Below are 18,673 nucleotides of genomic sequence, written 5' to 3' on the forward strand. Positions count from 1 at the left end.
CATGTCCACGACAAACGACGCGACGGGCCAACCGACATCGCTCCGGGCAGAGCACCCCGACGCCGCTGCGCTATGCGCCGACTACTGGCGCACCTCGATCATCGACATTCATCCGGGCTCGATTGCCGTGCGCGGCTACCCGATCCAGGAGCTCATCGGCCGCGTGAGCTTCCCGCAGATGATCTGGCTGATGCTGCGCGGCGAGTTGCCCAATGAAGCACACGCGTCGCTGCTCGAAGCGGCGCTGGTGGCTTCGGTGGATCATGGTCCGCACGCGCCGTCGATCGCGATCTCGCGCATGGCGACGAGTTGCGGGCTGCCGCTCAATGGCGCGATGGCTTCGGCGCTCAACGCACTCGATGACGTGCACGGCGGCGCGGGCCAGCAGGCGGTCGAGCTTTACGAGGCGATTGCCGCGCGCATCGATGCGGGCAATGGGCTCGAAGAAGCGGTCGAAGCAGGCGTGGATGCGTTCGTCGCCGCACACGGAAAATACTTGCCGGGCTTCGGGCATCGCTTCCATCCTGTCGATCCGCGTGCGGGACGGCTGCTCGAACTCGTGGATGCGCGCGTGCTGGCGGGCGACATTGGCGGACGCTACGCGCAAATCGCGCGCGGGATCGAAGCCCTGCTGAAAAAGCGCAAGGACAAGCCGGTGCCGATGAACATCGACGGCGTGACCGCCGTGATCTACGCGGAGCTGGGCTTCGCGCCCGAACTCGCGCGCGGCGTGTTCTGCCTGTCGCGTGCGGTGGGCATTCTCGCGCATGCGTGGGAGCAGCGCGCACGCGGCGAGCGCAACAAAGGGCCCATGCCACGGCAGATTCCTTATGCGTATGCGGGACCGGGCGAGCGCCACCTCGAAACCGGCGGCGCCTGAAAACAGCCGCTAAAACATACGCCGGGCTCAGGCGCCCGCATTCGCGGCGCGGGCGCGCTGTGCGGCGCGCAACGCGCGCGAGTCGCCGCCCAGCGCGTCGGTGGCACGCGCGGCGCAGTCGAACAGCGCGTCGAGATGGGCTTCGATGAACGCACGGTCGATGCGCGAGCTCGGCCCCGCTAACGTGAGCACGCCGCGCAATGCGCCTTGCACGCCGAATACCGGCATCGACACGCCGGCGGTTTCGCGCTCGCGCTCGCCAATCGACATGCAGTAGAAGTCCCGCCGCGTCTGCTCGAAAATCTCGCCCGGCTCGCCGCTGAACGCGAGCAATGCGCGCCCGCCCGAACCCGTCTCCAGCGGCAGCACGTCGCCTTCGCGCACGTGATGGCGCACGACGTGCTTCGAATCGACGCGATGCAGGCACACGCGCACCGCATTCTCACGCACGTAGAACGAAACGCTCTCTCCGCTCGCGTCCATGAGTTCGCGCATCAGCGGCACGAGGATATCCCCCAGATTCAAACTGCGCTGATAAAGCGCGCCGAGCGTGAAGGTGGCCGGCCCGAGCTGATAGCGGCCATCGTCGAGACGCAGCAACAGCCGGTGCTGGATCAGCGCGCCCGCGAGGCGCAGCAGCGTGCTCTTGTAAAGGCCCGTGCGCGCCGCGAGTTCGGCGAGCGTGAGCGCGCCGTCGTCGGGGCGAAACGCGAACAGGATGGCGCACGCACGGTCAATGACGGCAACGCCTTCTTCCTTCTTGAGCGGCTTTTCCGCAGGCATGAGTGTCGATGCGGGAATGAGAACGAAGCCGATTTTACGCGATGTCGTGCGCTATTCGGGCCGCGCGCCAAAGCCGTCTCAATGCGCGCCGTAGTCGACTCTGGTTGCGCCCAGAATACTGCCGTCCGGCGCCTGAACCAGCACCGCAGCCAGATCGCCAGAAGGCACGCGATGACTGAGCGTCATCGAAGCGCCGTTCCACTCGCCGATGGGCTCGATGGAGCGAACGATGTTCGACTCCTTGAGCGCGCGGCCGGTGTTCTCGCCGCGTCCAACCGCTGTGACATGCTCGCGGTCGTAGCCGATGAGAAGGATCTGGCCTTGTCCGTTTCCGGCTCCCAGCGTAATCGACAGCGTGTTGCCCGAGCGCATGCCCTTGACGGACACCGGGTTGGCGTCACTCGTTTGAGCCGCGAGGATGGCTTTCTCTCCGGCGTGACGGTCCCAGCCGACGAAGCTCTTGCGACCGTCCACGACCATTTCCGGCGTATAGGAACTGCTGCCGAAACGCGAACTGTAGGCGGCCTGTCGTCGCGTGGCCGCTTCCAGCGAATACGGATCTTTCCATCCGAGGCCGTCCCACCAGGTCACGTGAAACGCCAAAGGAAGCACGTCCTGGCGGCCCCTCGAAAGATCGGACAGGTAGGCATCGGCAGGCGGGCACGAAGAACATCCTTGCGAGGTGAACAGTTCGACTACGACAGGCCGGGCCGACGCGGCGACAGGCACTGCAACAAGCAAGGCGAAACCGGCAACAAGACGGGCGTACACGATGGACCTCCGAAACGTGGCGTGCTCGCTTCTAGTTCGTCCAGGCCATCTGAAAAGTTACACCGTGATCAAACCGCTTCCGTAGCACCGCACCTCGCCCGACACATGCCGGCACGGCGGCTCGTGCGAATCGAGCGCCGCGCCGGCAGACTTGCGGCGATTTACATCGACGAGCCCTGGCCCGAGCCCTTCACGCCAACCGATGCGCCGCCTTGCGCCGCAGCCGCGCCGTCGAGCGTTTCGCCAGCCTTCGCCTTCGCGCCGCCTACGGCGTCTTCGGCGCTCGACGTGGCCTCCTTCGCTTGATGCTTCGTCTTTTTAGCGACGTGCTTCGCGTGCTGCTTCGTCGAATGAGTCGCCGACTTCGCGGTCTCCTCGGCGGTATCAGCCGTCGCGCCCGCGGTATTCGCCGCGCCGTTGGCGACGTTGCCAGCAGCTTCGCCAGCGCTGCCCACCGCCTTGCCAGCGCCATTCACCGCGCCGCCGACGAGACCGCCGGCACCCGCGCCCGTGCCAGCGGCGTTCGCACCGGCGCCTGCCTGCGCACCTGCGCCCAGAACCGGCGTCTGGACATTCGCGCCCACGCCGGCCGAACCCTGCGCGCCCGCCTGGTTGGTTTGCGCAAAAGCAGCCGTGGTAGCGAAAGCGGTCAATGCGGCGCCGAGCAACATCGTGCGAATCGTGTTCATGGTTTTCTCCCTAAAGTCACTAAAGGCATCAATCAGGCTTGGATGATCTCGACCGAATCGTCCCGGCCGTTCATCTTTTGCTCACCGCACCGTGCGGCAGGCAGGGCCACTTTAGCGAGCCTTGGGCAAGAAATCGTCGATTCTTGAGGACTGTTACTCCGGTTGCAATTGCTGACGATTGGCTGACTTTCTTTAACAGTTGCCGCGTTGTGCGCGGCGAGGCATCGTGTTCAAGCCGTCTTTCATGCCGCCGGAGCAACCGAAGCGCCCTCGATGCCATGGCGTGCCAGTGCTTCGGCCACGAAGCCCGACGCCTTCATCGTCTCGACGAATTCGCCAAGCACCGCAGCCGCGTGCGGCCCGCGTTGCTTCGCTACGCCCATCGCCTGGCGGATCACCATGAAGCGCTCGTCGAGCAAACGCAGCCCCGGCGCCTTGCGTGCATCCGCTTCGAGTTGCTGCTTCACGCCTGCCGCCACTTCGAGCCCCTGGTCGAGGAACGTTTGCACGACCGCGGGCGACGACGGCGCACGCACGATTTGCGCAGCCTTCAACTCGCGTGTGAGAAAAAGATCGTATGCACTACCCTTGCCGACCGCAACGCGGTTATGCGGCTGGTCCACGTCCGCGTTGACGCGCACCGGCGAGTCGTCGCGCACCAGATAGAACCCTTCGATCAGCACATAGGGCGCGGTGAAGGCGATGGTCTCTCCGCGTTTGGGATCGACGGCGAAGAAACCGAAGTCGGCGCGCGCCTCGCTCACCGCTTCCACCGACTGCGCCGCCGTGTCGAGCACGACGAGTTCGAGCGGCACGCCGAGTTGCTGCGCGAACGCCCGCGCAAGATCGACGGACACGCCAGACGCTTCGCCCGAAGCCGGGTCGCGCCCCGCGAGAATGGGATTGCCGAGATTGATGGAAGCGCGCAGCGTGCCGGTGGGCGCGAACGCGTCGACGATGGCGGAATCGATGTTCATGAGCGTGGCAAGGTGAGCGCCGCGCGCGTCGCGCGCGGCTCGGTGTGAGGGTGTGGAAGTTCAAAGAGGTCGCCGGAACTCCGGCGAAGGCATTATCACACCGCGGCAGCCAGCCGTCGAAATCTGGCGCCGCGCTCCCCGGCCTTGCGCTGCGGAGTTAGGTCAGTGCCGTGCGCTCATGCTGCTCATCGCACCCATGCCGCGCATGCGCCGTGAAAAATGCGCGCGCTCGGCGTCGTCCATCAGCGCGAGAAACTGATCGGCGTCCATGTGAATCAGCGCTTCGTGGTCGCCGGCTTCGAAGTAGACATCCGGTTGCCCCGCGAGGCTCGAATCAAGCCAGGTTTTCATGCCATAGGCCATGCACACCGGCGGCAAGGCGCCCGCATCGCAATCCTTGAACAATTCGCGCAGCTCGACCTCCGTGGCGAGCGCGAGGCGGCGTCCGGTTTTGCTCCATAGCTCGGAGAATTGCACGGCGTGGGTCGAGGGCAGCACGGCGGCCACATAACCGTGCTCGTCTTCGAGCAGCACGGTTTTTGCGAGGCGGTCACCGGGAATGTGCGCCGCGGCAGCCGTTTCCATGCTGGAATGGCTGTAAGGGTGACGCACGATTTCGTAACGGGAGCCCTTGCTGCGCAGGCACTCCTGCAAAGTTGGCGAGATCGACATGGCATACCTCCTGTCGAAAACCAGAAAAGAAATGAACGTCTGGTGTCTCTTCAGAATAGGTCACGCGGCGCCAGTCGGCACAATGAGCTCGCATCGAATTGCAGCACCTCAGGCGGCGATTTCGCGCACGAAGTCGAGAAAAACACGGACCTTCGCTGAAACGAAATTCGAGCCATGATAGTAGGCATATAGCGGGAATGTTTCGTCCACCCATTCGGGTAAAAGAAGGATGACTTTCCCGTCGGCGATCAGCTCTTTCGCATAGAGTTCCAGCAATTGCGCAATGCCCGTGCCGCCGAGACAGGCGCCAAGCAGCGAACCGGTATCGTTGACCATCAGTCGGCCGGCGACGGCGAGCGGAATGATTTCGTTCCCACGATGGAATTCCCATTCGAAAGCGCGGCTGGTCTTGGGATCGCGCATCAACACGCACTGGTGTCCTGTCGCGATATCGTTGGGGTGCCTGGGCTCACCGTACCGAGCGACATACGCTTTCGATGCGCAGGTGAGCACGCGCGTTTCCAGCAGCAGTCGCGCGCGATACGAGGAAGGCTCGGGAATGCCGAAACGCACCGCTACGTCGAACCCGTCGGCAACGAGATCACCCATTCGGTCGCGAACGCTGATCTCGACGGAAAGATCGGGGAAACGCTCGAGGAACTCCGCCAATCTCGGGGCCAGTGCGTAATGTCCAAACGTTCCATCCACATTGACCCTTAGCTTTCCCCTCACGCGCGCCCTGGATTGCGCGGCGTCGACTGCGGCTTCCTCGATGCCGGCCAGGTGCGGCGCCACGGCTTCGTAGAAGCGACGTCCTTCATCGGTTAGCGAAATTGCGCGCGCCGTGCGGTTGAAAATGCGGATGCCAACGCGCTCTTCGAGTCGGGCCACGGCGCGGCTCACCGCAGGCTGCGTCAAGCCCATGGCCTCACCCGCCCGCGCAAAGCTGCCGGCTTCGATGACTGCCGAAAGTACGCCGATTCCACCCAGGAGTCTGCTGTCGAACGCCATGAGACATACATTTAGTCATTATTAAAATAATGATAATTCATTTTTTTTATTTATGGAGCCGATCTACATTGCTTCTTGTCGCCGGATGCACGGCATGAGTAGACATAAGGAGCAGCAATGAAGACGCTGGAAAAGAAAGTCGTCATCATCACCGGGGCGTCGCGCGGTATCGGCGCGGCACTCGCCCTTCGTCTCGCAGCGGATGGGTTCAAGGTCGTCGTGAACTATGCGGGCAGCGCCGGCCCGGCGCAGGCAGTCGCCGACAAGGTCAAGGCCGCGGGCGGCGAAGCGATCGTCGCTCAGGCCGACGTCGCCGATCCGGCGGCCGTCATCGCCATGTTCGACGCGGCAGAGCGCGCCTTTGGCGGCGTGGATGTTGTCGTCAACTGTGCCGGCATCATGAAGCTCGCAAAAATTGCCGAGTGTGACGACACGACTTTCGATCAGACCGTCGCAATCAATCTCAAAGGCACCTTCAACGTCTGCCGCGAAGCGGCAAAACGCCTGCGCAACGGCGGGAGAATCATTAATCTCTCGTCCAGCGTCATTGGCGTTCGCTTGCCGTCCTATGGGATCTACATCGCCACCAAGGCGGCTGTCGAAGGCCTGACCCAAGTCCTGGCTCAGGAAATGCGGGGGCGCGGCATCAGTGTGAATGCGGTCGCGCCCGGTCCTGTCGCCACCGAGCTTTTCCTCGACGGCAAGAGCGCCGAACTCATCGATCACATGGCGAAGATGAACCCGCTCGAACGTCTTGGCCAGCCAGACGACATCGCGCAGGTCGTCGCTTTCCTCGCTGGTCCGGAGGGCGGCTGGGTCAATGGCCAGACGATCCGCGCCAACGGCGGCATGTGCTGACTCAGCTTTTCACGCGCAATGCACGCGGATCGTACGGGGCGCTCAGATGCACGTTGGCCGGAACCCGTTCCCCGGCCACGTCGATCGCATAGCGCCCGCCAGCGAGCCACGCCGCATCGACCGCGCCATCCTCGCGCGAGACGAAGCCCATCGCGACCGGGCAGCCGAGTGTGTGGCCGAAGGCCGCCGAGGTGACCGAGCCCACCGCCTCGCCATCGCGCAGAATGGCCTCGCCGCCCCACAGCATCTGCTCGCTCGCGCCTTCTGCGGTGAGCACGACCAGGCGGCGCTGCAAGGGCTGCTGGCGCAACCGCAAGAGCGCTTCGCGGCCCCGGAACGCAATGTCCTTGTCGAGCTTGCACGCGAACGAGAGACCAGCCTCGAACGGATTGCAATCGGGCGAGAGCTCGCGGCCCCACGCACGATAGCCTTTTTCGATGCGCAGCGAATCGATCGCGTAATAGCCGGCATTGACGAGCCCGAAGGCCTTGCCCGCTGCATGCAGGGTCTCGTACACGCCGACCGCGAATTCGACCGGCACGTACAGCTCCCAGCCCAGTTCGCCCACGTAGGTGAGGCGAGTCGCGCGCACCGTCGCATAACCGATGTCGACCTCGCGGCTTTGACCGAACGGGAACGCTTCGGCGCCCCAATCGGCCTTCGACACGCTTTGCAGCAGCGCGCGAGAATGCGGCCCCATGACGGCGAGCACCGCGTACTGGCTCGTCACGTCCACGAGCACGCAGTGGCGATCGGCGGGAATCGCTTTCTCCAGGTAATCGAGATCGCGCGTTGCCTGGGCCGAGCCGGTCACCACGAGGTACTGATCGTCGGCGAGACGCGTGAGCGTGAGGTCCGACTCGTAGGTGCCGCGCTCGTTTAGCAACCCTGAGTAAATGGTGGAGCCAACCGGCACCGCCACATCGTTCGCGACGATCGATTGCAGCACCGCTTCCGCATCGCGACCCTTCACAAGCAGCTTCGCAAACGAACTCATGTCGAACAGCGCGACGCCTTCGCGGCACGCGCGGTGCTCCGCGCCGCTCCACGGCAGCCAGTTTTGCTGACCGAATGCGTAGTCGATGCGCGCTTCATGCGGGCTCGGCGCGAAGAAGTTCGCGCGCTCCCAACCCATCTTGCTGCCGAAGCACGCGCCATCCGCCGCGAGTTGCGCGTAGATCGGCGAGCGGCGGAACGGACGCGCCGTGTCGAGCTCGCGGTTCGGCCAGGGCATCGCATAGTGCAGGCCCAGCGTTTCCTTCACGCGGTCGTGCAGCCAGGTGTCGTTGCCGGTAAAGCGCGCGAAGCGGCGAATGTCCACGGGCCACAGATCCATGGTCGGCTCACCCGCGACGATCCACTCGGCCAGCGCCATGCCGGCTCCGCCCGCCGAGGCAATGCCCATCGAGTTGAAGCCCGCGCCCACGAAGAAGCGCCGCAACTCGGGCGCCTCGCCCACGATGAAATTGTTGTCGGGAGTGAACGATTCCGGCCCGTTGTAGAACTGCCGGATCTGCGCGGTTTCGAGCGCGGGCACGCGCTGCAGCGCGTTTTCCATCAGGATTTCGAACTGATCCCAGTCGTCGGGCAGTAGCTGGAACTCGAAATTCTCGGGGATGCCGCTCATGCCCCACGGTTTCGCGTTGGGCTCGAAGCCGCCCATCACCAGGCCACCCACCTCTTCCTTGAAATAGATGAAGCCGTCCGGATCGCGCATGACCGGCAGATCGGGATGCACACCGGCGATGCGCTCGGTCACGATGTAGTAGTGCTCCGCCGAATGCAGCGGCACGGTCACGCCGCACATGCGGCCGACCGCCTTCGCCCACTGCCCCGCGCAATTGACGACGATCTCCGCGTGCAGCGTACCCTCCTCGCCGTCCTTGTTGCGCCACGATACGCCGGTGGCCGCGCGGCCCGAGGGCGTCGCTTCCGTATGAACCGCGGTGATGCGCGTGTTCTCGACAATGCGCGCGCCGCGCTGGCGGGCGCCACGCGCGAGCGACTGCGTGAGGTCGGTGGGGTTCGCCTTGCCGTCGCCGGGCAGCCAGACCGCGCCCAGCAGGTCGTCGGTGCGCATCACCGGCCAGAGCTCGCCGGCCTCGCGCGGGCCGATCACGTCGCACACCACGCCGTAGGCCCGCGCGGAGGCCGCTGTGCGCTTGAGTTGCGTCATCCGCTCCCCGGTGCGCGCCACCGAGAGCGAGCCGCACTGCTTCCAGCCCGTGGCCAGCCCGGTCTCGGCCTCCAGCTCGGCGTAGAGCGCCGTCGAATAGCGGATCAGCTTCGTCATGCTCTGCTGCGAGCGCAACTGGCCGACGAGGCCTGCGGCGTGCCAGGTGGTGCCGCACGAGAGCGCGCCCTGCTCGAGCAGGACGACGTCGCGCCAGCCGAGCTTGGTGAGGTGATACGCGACGGAGCAACCGACAATGCCGCCGCCGACGATGACGACGCGTGCATGCGTGGGAACAGAGGTAGACATGGGCATGAGCCTCGATGCAAAGAGAGAGGACGTGGCGGGCAATTCATACCAACAGCGGACAGGCCAAAGAATGCAACACAAAACAACAAAAAACAACATCAAAGTCACATCCAGGGATTAACGGAATTGCCCGGCCCGAACGACACATCCGCCTGCTCCGACAAGGGTTCCCTATCCGTCTCATCGGGAATTCACCGTATCGCGCCGTCTCCTTCGGGGTACCGCGCACCACGCCGGATCGAGTCACGCGGTATTTTGTGGTATTTTGTGACTTCAGCTGTTTCATCCGGGAACCCCACCATGGCCGATAACCACGCCGCTCCGCCCGCTGCATCCGTTACGCCGGCCACGCTGCTGAACCGGCGGCTCGCCGTGGGCCGCATCGACTACATCCTGCAAAGCCTCGACGCGAGCGGCTCGGTGAGCGTCGCGGACATGTCGGCCACGCTCGGGGTCTCGCGCGAAACCATCCGCCGCGACCTTAAAGCGCTGGCCGAGCAGGGCCGCCTGAGCCTCGTGCACGGCGGCGCCGCGAAGCGCGTGCAAGACGAGCCGTCGCTCGCCACGCGCGAAGCGGCGAACGCCGTGGGCAAGGCGGCCATCGGCGCGGCGGCGGCGCGCCTCGTGACCGACGGCATGGTCGTGCTGATCGATTCGGGCTCGACCACGCTCGGGCTCGCGGCCTCGCTCGCGAACCATAGCGACCTCACCGTGATCACCAACAGCCTGCCGATCGCGCTGCTACTGTGCCGCTCGCCGGGTGTGAAGGTCATCATGCTCGGCGGCGACATCGAGCCCAACGACGAGGCAGCGTTCGGCGTCGAGACCATGGCGGCACTCGCGCATTTCCGCTGCGATCTCGTGTTTCTGGGCGTAGGCGGCATCTCGCCCGAAGGCGAGCTCACCGACTATTCGCGGCTCGCCGCCGAACAGCGCCATCTCATGATGAAGGCCGGCAAAGAGGTCTACGTGCTCGCGGACCACAGCAAGTTCGAGCACGGCACGCCGGTGCGGATCGCGCCTGTGCCGCACATCGCCGGGCTGATCGTCGATGCGCCGCCGCCCGCGCATATGTCGCGCGTATTCGCGCAGAACCAGTGGAACGTGATCGTCGCCACCGGCCAAAGCTGACGCGCCCTCGCGCATCCCCGCTCCGGGCGGCCCAGGCCGCCCGTCCTTGCATCCCCCCGATCGACTTCGCTGCCTGCACTGCCATCGATTGCCGGCGCGGCGCACGCCCTCCCCGACACATCGGTATATTCCCTGGGTATGTGGCAATTTATGGCGTATTGACTGTTTTTGTTGCGAGGCCTAAAGTGGCTTTAACAATGCAGTGACGCAGTGTCAGAACCGAAGTCAGAACCGAAGTCAGAACCAAGCTTCACGGAGACACCTCATGACAGCTTCTTCCACGTCTTGCCCGCCCGCCACTTCTGAAACTGGCGATCCGCTGCTGCTCACCCCCGGCCCGCTCACGACCTCGCGCACCGTCAAGGCGGCGATGGTTCACGACTGGGGCTCGCGCGACGCGAACTTCATCGAGATCAATCGCTCGGTGCTCGCGCGTCTCGCCAGCATCGCCAACGGCGCCGACGACTGGGTGACGGTGCCGATGCAAGGCTCGGGCACGTTCGCCGTGGAAGCGATGCTCACCACCTTCGTGCCCGCGAACGGCGAGGTGCTGGTGCTGATCAACGGCGCTTACGGCAAGCGCGCAAAGCGCATCCTCGATATTGCCGGCCGCAAGACCGTGGTTCATGAAACGCCCGAAGACACGCCGCCCGATCTCGCGCAGGTCGAGGCCATCCTCGCGAGCACGCCGTCTATCACGCACGTGTTCACGATTCATTGCGAGACCACCTCGGGCATCCTGAACCCCATCGCGCAGATCGGTGCGCTCGCACACAAATACGGCAAGCGCTTTCTCGTCGATTCGATGAGCGCATTCGGCGCGTTGCCGCTCGACGTGCAGACCATGCATATCGATGCGGTCGCCGCCTCGTCGAACAAGTGCATCGAAGGCGTGCCGGGCCTCGGCTTCGTGATCTGCCGGCGCAAGGCGCTCGAGCAGACGCAGGGCAACGCCACCACGCTCGTGCTCGACCTGCACGAACAGTGGGTCAACATGGAGAAGACGAGCCAGTACCGCTTCACCCCGCCCACGCATGTGATCGTGGCATTCCACCAGGCGCTCGAGGAATTCGAAGCCGAAGGCGGCGTGGCCGGGCGTGGCGCGCGCTACCGCAACAACTGCCGGATCCTGCTCGAAGGCATGCGCGCGCTCGGCTTCAAGCCGCTGCTGCCCGATGCCTTGCAGGCCCCCATCATCGTCACGTTCCACATGCCCGAGGACCCGCGCTTCGTGTTCAATCAGTTCTACGAAAGCCTCAAGGTGCGCGGCTACGTGATCTACCCAGGCAAGCTCACGGTAGCGGACTCGTTCCGCATCGGCTGTATCGGCCGCATTGGCGAGAAAGAAATGCGCGCTGCGCTTGTTGCGATCGGCGAGGTGCTCGACGAGATGGGTGCGGCCAGCGTAGGTGTGACGAGTCCGGTCGCTAAAACCGCTTGAAGGAAAACGCAATGAGCACGCTGAACGACAACGCACTGGCCGTGAATGGCCGCGAATACCGCTTCCCCACCGCGCCCGTCGTGGTGATCTGCCTCGACGGTTCCGAGCCCGCCTATATCGAAGAGGCCGTCAAGGCCGGACGCGCGCCGAACCTCGGGAAGCTGCTGCGCACCGGCACGAGCCGCATCGCCCAGTGCGTGATCCCGAGCTTCACGAACCCGAACAATCTCTCGATCCTCACGGGCCGCCCGCCGAAGGTGCACGGCATCGCTGGAAACTACTTCTACGACCGCACGAGCGGCGAAGAAGTCATGATGAACGACGCGCGCTTCCTGCGCGCGCCCACCATCTTCGAGACCTTCTTTAGAGCCGGCGCGAAAGTGGCGGTCGTGACCGCCAAGGACAAACTGCGCACGCTGCTGGGCAAGGGGCTCGATTTTTCGAGCGGCCGCGCGATCGGGTTCTCCGCCGAAAAGGCCGACCAGGCCACGCGCGAGGCCAACGGCATCGGCGACGTGCTGGCCTTCGTGGGCAAGCCGCTGCCCGACGTGTACTCGGCCGACCTCTCGGAATTCGTGTTCGCGGCGGGCGTGAAGCTGCTCGATACCTTCCGCCCCGACCTGATGTATCTCTCGACAACGGACTACGTGCAGCACAAGGCCGCGCCCGGCGCGCCGAAGGCCAACGACTTCTACGCGATGTTCGACCACTACGTGGGCCAGCTCGACGCGGCCGGCTGCGTGCTCGCGATCACCGCCGACCACGGCATGAACGACAAGCATCGCGCCAACGGCGAGCCCGACGTGCTCTACCTCCAGGACCTGTTCGACGAGTGGATTGGCAAGGGCAAGGCGCGTGTGATCCTGCCGATCACCGACCCTTACGTTGCGCACCATGGCGCGCTCGGCTCGTTCGCCACCGTCTATCTGCCCGAAGGCGCGGACGCGGCGGCGCTCCTCGAACGCCTGCGCAAGACCGATGGCGTGGAGCTCGCGCTCGACAACGCGGCCGCCTGCGAGCGCTTCGAGCTGCCGCCCGACCGTGTGGGCGACATCGTGGTGGTCGGTACTCGCAGCAAGGTCTTCGGCACGAGCGCGGCGCGCCACGACTTCTCCGGGCTCACCGAGCCGCTGCGCTCGCACGGCGGGCTCTCGGAGCAGGACGTGCCGCTGCTCGTGAACCGCAAGATCGACTGGCCGCAGGGCCGCGCGCTGCGCAACTTCGACATTTTCGACGTCGCGCTGAACTGCGTGGTGCAAACCGCCATCGCTTGATCCACTACAGGCGCGACCAGCACCACAAGCAACGGACCCACCCTGCATGCCGCCGCGCCTGGGCGAACGGCGCATGCAGGCCAAAGCACAGCCAACGAAAAACTCACCGAAACCGAAACACGGAACGAGGTAGCGATGAACGTCATGACGAAACCCGCATTCAAGCAGGAGTCCATGCGCATCGCCGGCCGGCAGGTCGCGACCGACGAAGTGATCGAAGTCCTGAACCCATACAGCAACGAAGTCGTCGGCACCGTGCCGGCGGGTCGTCCCGAGCATGTGCAAGAGGCCTTTGCCAAAGGCCATGCCTACAAGCCGACGCTCACGCGCTTCGAGCGTCAGCGCATCCTGCAAGCCACGGCCGAGGCGCTGCGCGATCGCAAGGAAGATTTCGCGCGGCTCATCACCGCCGAATCGGGGCTCTGCTGGAAGGATTCGCTCTATGAAGCGAGCCGCGCCTACGATGTCTGGTCGTTCGCCGCGCAGCTCACGATCAAGGACGATGGCGAAATCTATTCGTGCGACATCAGCCCGAACGGCAAGAACCGCAAGATTTTCACGACGCGCCTGCCGCTGCTCGGCGTGATCTCGGCCATCACACCGTTCAATCACCCGCTGAACATGGTGAGCCACAAACTCGCACCAGCCATCGCCACCAATAACCGCGTCGTGCTCAAGCCCACCGAGCTCACGCCGCTCACCGCGCTCGCGCTCGCCGACGTGCTCTACGAAGCGGGCCTGCCGCCCGAGATGCTGAGCGTGGTCACCGGCAATCCGCGCACCATGGGCGACTCGATGATCACGGACCCGCACTGCGACCTGATCACCTTCACGGGCTCGGTGCGCGTGGGCAAGTACATCGCGCAGAACGCCGGCTATCGCCGCACGGTGCTGGAGCTCGGCGGCAACGACCCGCTCATCGTGATGGAAGATGCCGACCTCGAGCGCGCCGCGCAGCTCGCGGTCACGGGCGCGACCAAAAACTCGGGCCAGCGCTGCACGGCGGTCAAGCGCATTCTCGTGGTGGAGAGCGTGGCCGACGAATTCGTCGAGCGTGTGCTCGTGCACGCGAAGAAGCTCAAGTGCGGCGACCCGATGGATCCAAACGTGGACGTGGGCACCGTGATCAACGAGGCCGCCGCGCAACTCTTCGAGCGCCGCGTGGCCGACGCTGAAGCGCGCGGCGCACGCGTGCTGTACGGCGCACCACGTCGCGGCGCCCTCTTCGCGCCCACCGTGGTCGACCACGTGCCCTACGACTGCGAGCTCGTGCATGAAGAAACGTTCGGCCCGGTGATTCCGATCATCCGCGTGCCGGACAACATCGAAGAGGTGATCCGCATCTCCAACTCGACGGCATACGGCCTCTCTTCGGGCATCTGCACGAACCGGCTCGACTATACGACGCGCTTCGTCAAGGAGCTGGAGGTGGGCACGGTGAACGTCTGGGAAGTGCCGGGCTATCGCACGGAGATGTCGCCGTTCGGCGGCATCAAGGACTCGGGCAACGGCTACAAGGAAGGCATGGTCGAGGCCATGAAGAGCTATACGAACGTGAGAACGTGGTCGATGCCCTGGGAATAAGGCACTCACGAAGCACGTGTTGCGCGGCCTCTGCTGATGCTCCAGGCGCGGCCGCGCAGTAACCCTGGCTGGTCCCCAACAAATCGAACAGGCAACATTGCCACGCTGTTGTCACACGGCAGAACTGCAGGCAGAACTGCAAGAACACACGAGATTTTCCCAGCATCCGAACCCAACGCAAGGAAGGATGGATATGAAGACTCAACTGATCGCCGCGGTGACTTGCGCATTCGCGCTCGCAGCGGGCGCTGTCCACGCGCAATCCAACGTCGTGACCATCTATAGCGCGGACGGCCTTCATGACGGCACGCCGAGCTGGTACGGCAACCAATTCGAAGCATTCACGAAAGCCACCGGCATCAAGGTGCAATACATCGAAGCCGGTTCGAGCGGCGTGGTGGACCGCCTCGGCAAGGAGAAGTCGAACATTCAGGCCGACGTGCTCGTGACGCTGCCGCCGTTCATGCAAAAGGCCGCCGCCGATGGTCTGCTGCAGGCCTACACGCCGGCCGGCGCGGACAAGATCGAGGCACGCGACAAGGATCCGAAGGGCATGTATGTCGCGATGGTCGACAACTATCCGACCTTCATCTACAACTCGGCGGTGCTCAAGACCCCGCCCAAAGCCTATTCCGATCTGCTCGCGCCGCAATACAAGCAGAAGGTGCAGTACTCCACGCCGGGCCAGGCCGGTGACGGCACCGCGCTCATGCTGCAAACCTTTCACGCGTTCGGCAGCAAGGACGGCGGCTTCGATTATCTGCGCAAGCTCCAGGTGAACAACCTCGGGCCGTCCGCCTCCACGGGCAAGCTCACGGCGCTCGTGAACAAGGGCGAGCTCTACGTGGCCAACGGCGACCTGCAGATGAACCTCTCGCAGATACGCGAGAACCCGAACATCCAGGTGTTTTTCCCCGCCGGTCCCGATGGCAAGCGCACGACTTTCTCGCTGCCCTATTACGTCGGGCTCGTGGCCGGTGCGCCGCATGCCGATAACGGCAAGAAGCTGATCGACTTCCTGCTGAGCGCCGCCGCCCAGCAAGAGGTCAGCAAGACCGCCTACGGCATGCCGGTGCGCACCGACGTGCATCCCACCGACGACAACTTCAAGACGCTCAACGCCATGATGCAGGGCGTCGACGTCTGGTCGCCCGACTGGAATCAGGTCATGCGCGACCTGAAAGCCGACGTGGCGAAATACAACCACGCGATTTCCAGCAACTGATCGAGCGACTCATGGCCAATTCCCTCACCATGGAACGGAGGCAGCAGCAAGCCTCCCCGGTGCCGGCTTCTCTCGCGCAAGGTGCGAGCGGCATCGGTTTCGAAAATGTGTCGGTGGCATACGGCGGGCAGACAATTCTGGATTCGCTCACGCTCACCGTGAAGCCTGGCGAGATCGTCGCGCTCATCGGCCCTTCGGGCTCGGGCAAGACGACCGCGCTGCGGGCCGTCGCGGGCTTCGTGCAGCCGAGCGCGGGACGCATCGTGATCGGCAACAAGGACGTGACGCAGTTGCCGCCCTATGCGCGCAATATCGGCATGGTGGTGCAGAACTACGCGCTGTTTCCGCACATGCGCGTGGAGGACAACGTCGCCTTCGGACTGCGCGCACGCGGCGCCGAAGCTGACCTGATCCGCGCACGCGTGCCCGAGTGCCTCGGGCTCGTGGGGATGTCCAAGTATGCGAAGCGCTACCCGCGCGAGCTCTCGGGCGGCCAGCAGCAGCGCGTCGCGATTGCCCGCGCGCTGGCAATCCGGCCGCAGGTGCTGCTGCTCGACGAGCCGCTCTCGGCGCTCGACGCGCAGATCCGCCGCTCGATGCTCGACGAGCTCGCCAAGCTGCACCGCAGCCTGCCCTCGCTGACCGTGCTGTATGTGACGCACGACCAGACCGAGGCGCTCACGCTCGCGAATCACATCGGCATCATGCGCGACGGCAAGCTCGTGGCCTATGGCGACACCCAGGGGCTGTACCGGCATCCGCCGAACCGCTTCGCAGCCGAGTTCCTCGGCCGCGCGAACGTGCTGCCGGCGCGCCAACTGGAGCCGCTCGACGATGGCTTCGCACGCGTGCGTTGCGGCGATTTCGTGATCGAGGGACGCAACCATCACAACCTGGCCGCGAGCAGCGCCTGCTACGTATGCGTGCGGCCGCACGACCTGCACTTCGAGCCGCGCGCGCAGAAGTCCAACAGCGTGACGGGCGTCGTGCGCAGCGTGCAGTGGCTCGGCGAGCTGCACAGCGTGATGCTCGAAGTGGGCGACGAGATGCTGCGCCTCACGCGAGCGCCGCTGTCGAGCCCACCCGAACCCGGCGCCGTGCTGCCCGTGCACTTCGATGCGGCGGACGTCACGCTCGTACCGGAGGGCGAAGGCCATGTCTGATATCGCCGATCTCGCGATAGCGCCGCCGCCGGCGCGCGCCGGCGCGGCCAGGGCGCTCGCGCGCAACCTGTGGATCGCGCCGCCGCTCGTCGTGCTCGCGGCCATCTTCTTCTACCCGTTCGGCCTGATCGTGGCGCAGGCGCTGGGCGGCGACACGCACACGCTATCGCTCGAGAACTTCACCACGGTGCTGCATTCGCGGCAGTTTCTGAGCGGCCTTTATCACACGATCGCGATTGCGGTGTGCGCATCGGCGGGCTGTCTCGTGCTCGGCTTCGTGTTCTCGCTCGTGATCGCGTTCGTGCCGTTTCCGGGGGCGCGCTTCGTGGGCCGCCTGATCGACACCTTCATCGCACTGCCGACTTTTCTGGTCGCGCTCGCGTTCACGTTCGTGTACGGATCGGCCGGTCTGCTGAACCAGTCGCTGATGGCGATCTTTCATTTGAACCTCCCGCCCTTCGACTTCCTGTACACGCAATGGGGCGTCGTGCTCTCGGAAATCACGGTCTATACGCCGTTCATCATGCGGCCGCTGCTCGCCTGCTTCTCGCAGATCGACAACGCGCAGATCGAAGTGGCGAGCAGCCTCGGCGCGAAGCCGCTGCGCATCATCCGGCAGATCATCCTGCCGGCGGCGCTGCCCGCGCTGCTTGCGGGCGGCAGCCTCTGCCTGCTGCTCACCGTGAACGAGTTCGGCATCGTGCTGTTCATCGGCGCGAAGGACGTGATCACGCTGCCGCTGCTCATCTACGGCAAGGCGATTCAGGAGTTCGACTACACCACCGCATGCGTGATCGCCGTCATCAACATCGCGCTGTCGCTTGGGCTCTATGCCTGCTATCGCACTGTCCTGTCACTTTTCGGAGGTCACCGTGCTGCTCTGGGCTAGATGGGCAAGAATGTCGACGTGGAGCGCCGCTGCGCTGCTGTTTTGCGCGATCTACGGGCTGCCCGTCGCGATGATCGCACTCGCGAGCGTGAGCGGGCAATGGAACGGCATCTTGCCGAGCCACTTCACGCTTTCGCACTACACGCGGGCGCTGCACGGCGATTCCGCCGAACTGCTGCGCGTGAGCGTCTTCACCGGCGCGCTGGCGAGCGCCGCGGCACTCGTGAGCGGCACGTGGGCCGCGCTCGCGCTCAAGCGCATGAAGGGCATGTCCAAGCGCGTGCTCGACGTGATCTTCTTCGTGCCGAGCGCGGTGCCCTCGGTCTCGATCGGTCTCGGACTGCTGGTGGCCTTCAGCCAGCCGCCGGTGCTGCTCAACGGCACGGCCACGATCGTGTTCCTCGCGCATTTCCTGCTGATCTCGGCGTTCACATACGGCAACGTCTCGGCAGGGCTCGCCCGGGTCGCGCCCGAATATGGCGAGGTGGCCGAAAGCCTCGGCGCGAAACCGTTCTACCAGCTCACGCGCGTGACGCTGCCGCTCGTTGCGCCCTACCTGCTCGCATCGTTCAGCCTGAGCTTCGCGCTCTCGATGGGCGAACTAGGCGCCACGCTGATGATCTATCCGCCGGGATGGGTGACGCTGCCCGTGGGCATCTTCGCGCTCTCCGACCGCGGGGCGATCTTCGATGCATCGACGCTCACGATGGTCCTTGGTGCAGCCACGCTGCTCGTGCTGCTCGGGCTTTCGCGCATCTCGAACAAGGCTGCGGTGCGCTAAGACGCTCAGGATATCCAGGGAGATAGCTGGCAGGAAACGCAAAGGGCAATCACGGCGGGCAC

General features: G+C 64.8%; 17 protein-coding genes. 10 read left to right on the forward strand and 7 right to left on the reverse strand.

Translation table 11 applies throughout. The features are described from left to right. Position 1 precedes the first annotated feature (1 nt). On the forward strand, positions 2–880 hold the full coding sequence (locus PWP93_RS30775) for a citryl-CoA lyase (protein ID WP_421047384.1): 879 nt from the start codon (positions 2–4) through the stop codon (positions 878–880). A gap of 27 nt (positions 881–907) precedes the next feature. Here PWP93_RS30775 and PWP93_RS30780 read toward each other — a convergent pair whose 3' ends face one another. The 6 genes from PWP93_RS30780 to PWP93_RS30805 all read right to left on the reverse strand — a co-directional run bounded on the left by PWP93_RS30780 (position 908) and on the right by PWP93_RS30805 (position 5,783). Next, positions 908–1,663 carry an IclR family transcriptional regulator gene (locus PWP93_RS30780; protein WP_421047385.1) on the reverse strand — a complete coding sequence of 252 codons (756 nt, stop codon included), beginning with the start codon at positions 1,661–1,663 and terminating at the stop codon, positions 908–910. Between the two features lie 78 nt (positions 1,664–1,741). Next, positions 1,742–2,434, reverse strand: a complete 693-nt coding sequence (locus tag PWP93_RS30785; RefSeq protein WP_421047386.1) for a DUF1223 domain-containing protein — start codon at positions 2,432–2,434, stop codon at positions 1,742–1,744. Positions 2,435–2,595: 161 nt separating this feature from the next. Then, positions 2,596–3,123: a hypothetical protein gene (locus PWP93_RS30790; RefSeq protein ID WP_421028649.1), complete on the reverse strand. Its 528-nt coding sequence runs from the start codon at positions 3,121–3,123 to the stop codon at positions 2,596–2,598. Between the two features lie 242 nt (positions 3,124–3,365). Further along, positions 3,366–4,100 (reverse strand): ABC transporter substrate-binding protein, encoded by a 735-nt coding sequence (locus PWP93_RS30795; protein ID WP_421047387.1) that lies wholly within the window; start codon positions 4,098–4,100, stop codon positions 3,366–3,368. A gap of 162 nt (positions 4,101–4,262) precedes the next feature. After that, positions 4,263–4,772 (reverse strand): aminoacyl-tRNA deacylase, encoded by a 510-nt coding sequence (locus PWP93_RS30800; RefSeq protein WP_421047388.1) that lies wholly within the window; start codon positions 4,770–4,772, stop codon positions 4,263–4,265. 108 nt (positions 4,773–4,880) lie between these two features. Continuing rightward, the gene (locus tag PWP93_RS30805; protein ID WP_421047389.1) at positions 4,881–5,783 is read right to left on the reverse strand and encodes a LysR family transcriptional regulator; all 903 of its coding nucleotides are present in this window, start codon (positions 5,781–5,783) and stop codon (positions 4,881–4,883) included. Positions 5,784–5,900: 117 nt separating this feature from the next. Between PWP93_RS30805 and PWP93_RS30810 the strand changes: the two genes are divergently transcribed. After that, positions 5,901–6,641: an SDR family oxidoreductase gene (locus PWP93_RS30810; RefSeq protein WP_421047390.1), complete on the forward strand. Its 741-nt coding sequence runs from the start codon at positions 5,901–5,903 to the stop codon at positions 6,639–6,641. A 1-nt stretch (position 6,642) separates the two neighbouring features. Here PWP93_RS30810 and PWP93_RS30815 read toward each other — a convergent pair whose 3' ends face one another. Then, a complete protein-coding gene (locus tag PWP93_RS30815; protein WP_421047391.1) occupies positions 6,643–9,123 on the reverse strand; it encodes a GcvT family protein in 2,481 nt (826 codons plus the stop codon). Between the two features lie 300 nt (positions 9,124–9,423). On the opposite strand from PWP93_RS30815, the gene PWP93_RS30820 reads away from it, so the two are divergent. The 8 genes from PWP93_RS30820 to PWP93_RS30855 all read left to right on the forward strand — a co-directional run bounded on the left by PWP93_RS30820 (position 9,424) and on the right by PWP93_RS30855 (position 18,611). After that, positions 9,424–10,254 carry a DeoR/GlpR family DNA-binding transcription regulator gene (locus PWP93_RS30820; RefSeq protein ID WP_421047392.1) on the forward strand — a complete coding sequence of 277 codons (831 nt, stop codon included), beginning with the start codon at positions 9,424–9,426 and terminating at the stop codon, positions 10,252–10,254. 265 nt (positions 10,255–10,519) lie between these two features. Further along, positions 10,520–11,695, forward strand: coding sequence for a 2-aminoethylphosphonate--pyruvate transaminase (locus tag PWP93_RS30825; RefSeq protein ID WP_421047393.1), 1,176 nt, complete (start codon positions 10,520–10,522; stop codon positions 11,693–11,695). A gap of 11 nt (positions 11,696–11,706) precedes the next feature. Then, on the forward strand, positions 11,707–12,969 hold the full coding sequence (phnA, locus tag PWP93_RS30830; RefSeq protein WP_421047394.1) for a phosphonoacetate hydrolase: 1,263 nt from the start codon (positions 11,707–11,709) through the stop codon (positions 12,967–12,969). Positions 12,970–13,104: 135 nt separating this feature from the next. Next, entirely contained in the window at positions 13,105–14,553 is a 1,449-nt protein-coding gene (gene phnY, locus PWP93_RS30835; RefSeq protein WP_421028658.1) for a phosphonoacetaldehyde dehydrogenase, read from the forward strand. A 193-nt stretch (positions 14,554–14,746) separates the two neighbouring features. After that, on the forward strand, positions 14,747–15,778 hold the full coding sequence (locus tag PWP93_RS30840; RefSeq protein WP_421047395.1) for a 2-aminoethylphosphonate ABC transporter substrate-binding protein: 1,032 nt from the start codon (positions 14,747–14,749) through the stop codon (positions 15,776–15,778). Between the two features lie 11 nt (positions 15,779–15,789). After that, positions 15,790–16,941, forward strand: a complete 1,152-nt coding sequence (locus PWP93_RS30845) for an ABC transporter ATP-binding protein (RefSeq protein WP_421028660.1) — start codon at positions 15,790–15,792, stop codon at positions 16,939–16,941. Further along, entirely contained in the window at positions 16,934–17,830 is an 897-nt protein-coding gene (locus tag PWP93_RS30850) for a 2-aminoethylphosphonate ABC transporter permease subunit (protein WP_421047396.1), read from the forward strand. The genes PWP93_RS30845 and PWP93_RS30850 overlap by 8 nt, the downstream gene beginning before the upstream one ends. A gap of 10 nt (positions 17,831–17,840) precedes the next feature. Continuing rightward, on the forward strand, positions 17,841–18,611 hold the full coding sequence (locus PWP93_RS30855; RefSeq protein ID WP_421047397.1) for an ABC transporter permease subunit: 771 nt from the start codon (positions 17,841–17,843) through the stop codon (positions 18,609–18,611). Positions 18,612–18,673 lie beyond the last annotated feature (62 nt).

The organism is Paraburkholderia sp. A1RI-2L (genome assembly GCF_048957375.1).
GTDB lineage: Bacteria > Pseudomonadota > Gammaproteobacteria > Burkholderiales > Burkholderiaceae > Paraburkholderia.

Excerpts from the sequence above, each read along its gene's own strand:
- PWP93_RS30775 (WP_421047384.1), top strand. The coding sequence starts at position 2 with ATGTCCACGACAAACGACGCGACGGGCCAACCGACATCGCTCCGGGCA.
- PWP93_RS30780 (WP_421047385.1), bottom strand. The coding sequence starts at position 1,663 with ATGCCTGCGGAAAAGCCGCTCAAGAAGGAAGAAGGCGTTGCCGTCATT.
- PWP93_RS30790 (WP_421028649.1), bottom strand. The coding sequence starts at position 3,123 with ATGAACACGATTCGCACGATGTTGCTCGGCGCCGCATTGACCGCTTTC.
- PWP93_RS30795 (WP_421047387.1), bottom strand. The coding sequence starts at position 4,100 with ATGAACATCGATTCCGCCATCGTCGACGCGTTCGCGCCCACCGGCACG.
- PWP93_RS30800 (WP_421047388.1), bottom strand. The coding sequence starts at position 4,772 with ATGTCGATCTCGCCAACTTTGCAGGAGTGCCTGCGCAGCAAGGGCTCC.
- PWP93_RS30805 (WP_421047389.1), bottom strand. The coding sequence starts at position 5,783 with ATGGCGTTCGACAGCAGACTCCTGGGTGGAATCGGCGTACTTTCGGCA.
- PWP93_RS30810 (WP_421047390.1), top strand. The coding sequence starts at position 5,901 with ATGAAGACGCTGGAAAAGAAAGTCGTCATCATCACCGGGGCGTCGCGC.
- PWP93_RS30815 (WP_421047391.1), bottom strand. The coding sequence starts at position 9,123 with ATGTCTACCTCTGTTCCCACGCATGCACGCGTCGTCATCGTCGGCGGC.
- PWP93_RS30820 (WP_421047392.1), top strand. The coding sequence starts at position 9,424 with ATGGCCGATAACCACGCCGCTCCGCCCGCTGCATCCGTTACGCCGGCC.
- PWP93_RS30825 (WP_421047393.1), top strand. The coding sequence starts at position 10,520 with ATGACAGCTTCTTCCACGTCTTGCCCGCCCGCCACTTCTGAAACTGGC.
- phnA (WP_421047394.1), top strand. The coding sequence starts at position 11,707 with ATGAGCACGCTGAACGACAACGCACTGGCCGTGAATGGCCGCGAATAC.
- phnY (WP_421028658.1), top strand. The coding sequence starts at position 13,105 with ATGAACGTCATGACGAAACCCGCATTCAAGCAGGAGTCCATGCGCATC.
- PWP93_RS30840 (WP_421047395.1), top strand. The coding sequence starts at position 14,747 with ATGAAGACTCAACTGATCGCCGCGGTGACTTGCGCATTCGCGCTCGCA.
- PWP93_RS30845 (WP_421028660.1), top strand. The coding sequence starts at position 15,790 with ATGGCCAATTCCCTCACCATGGAACGGAGGCAGCAGCAAGCCTCCCCG.
- PWP93_RS30850 (WP_421047396.1), top strand. The coding sequence starts at position 16,934 with ATGTCTGATATCGCCGATCTCGCGATAGCGCCGCCGCCGGCGCGCGCC.
- PWP93_RS30855 (WP_421047397.1), top strand. The coding sequence starts at position 17,841 with ATGTCGACGTGGAGCGCCGCTGCGCTGCTGTTTTGCGCGATCTACGGG.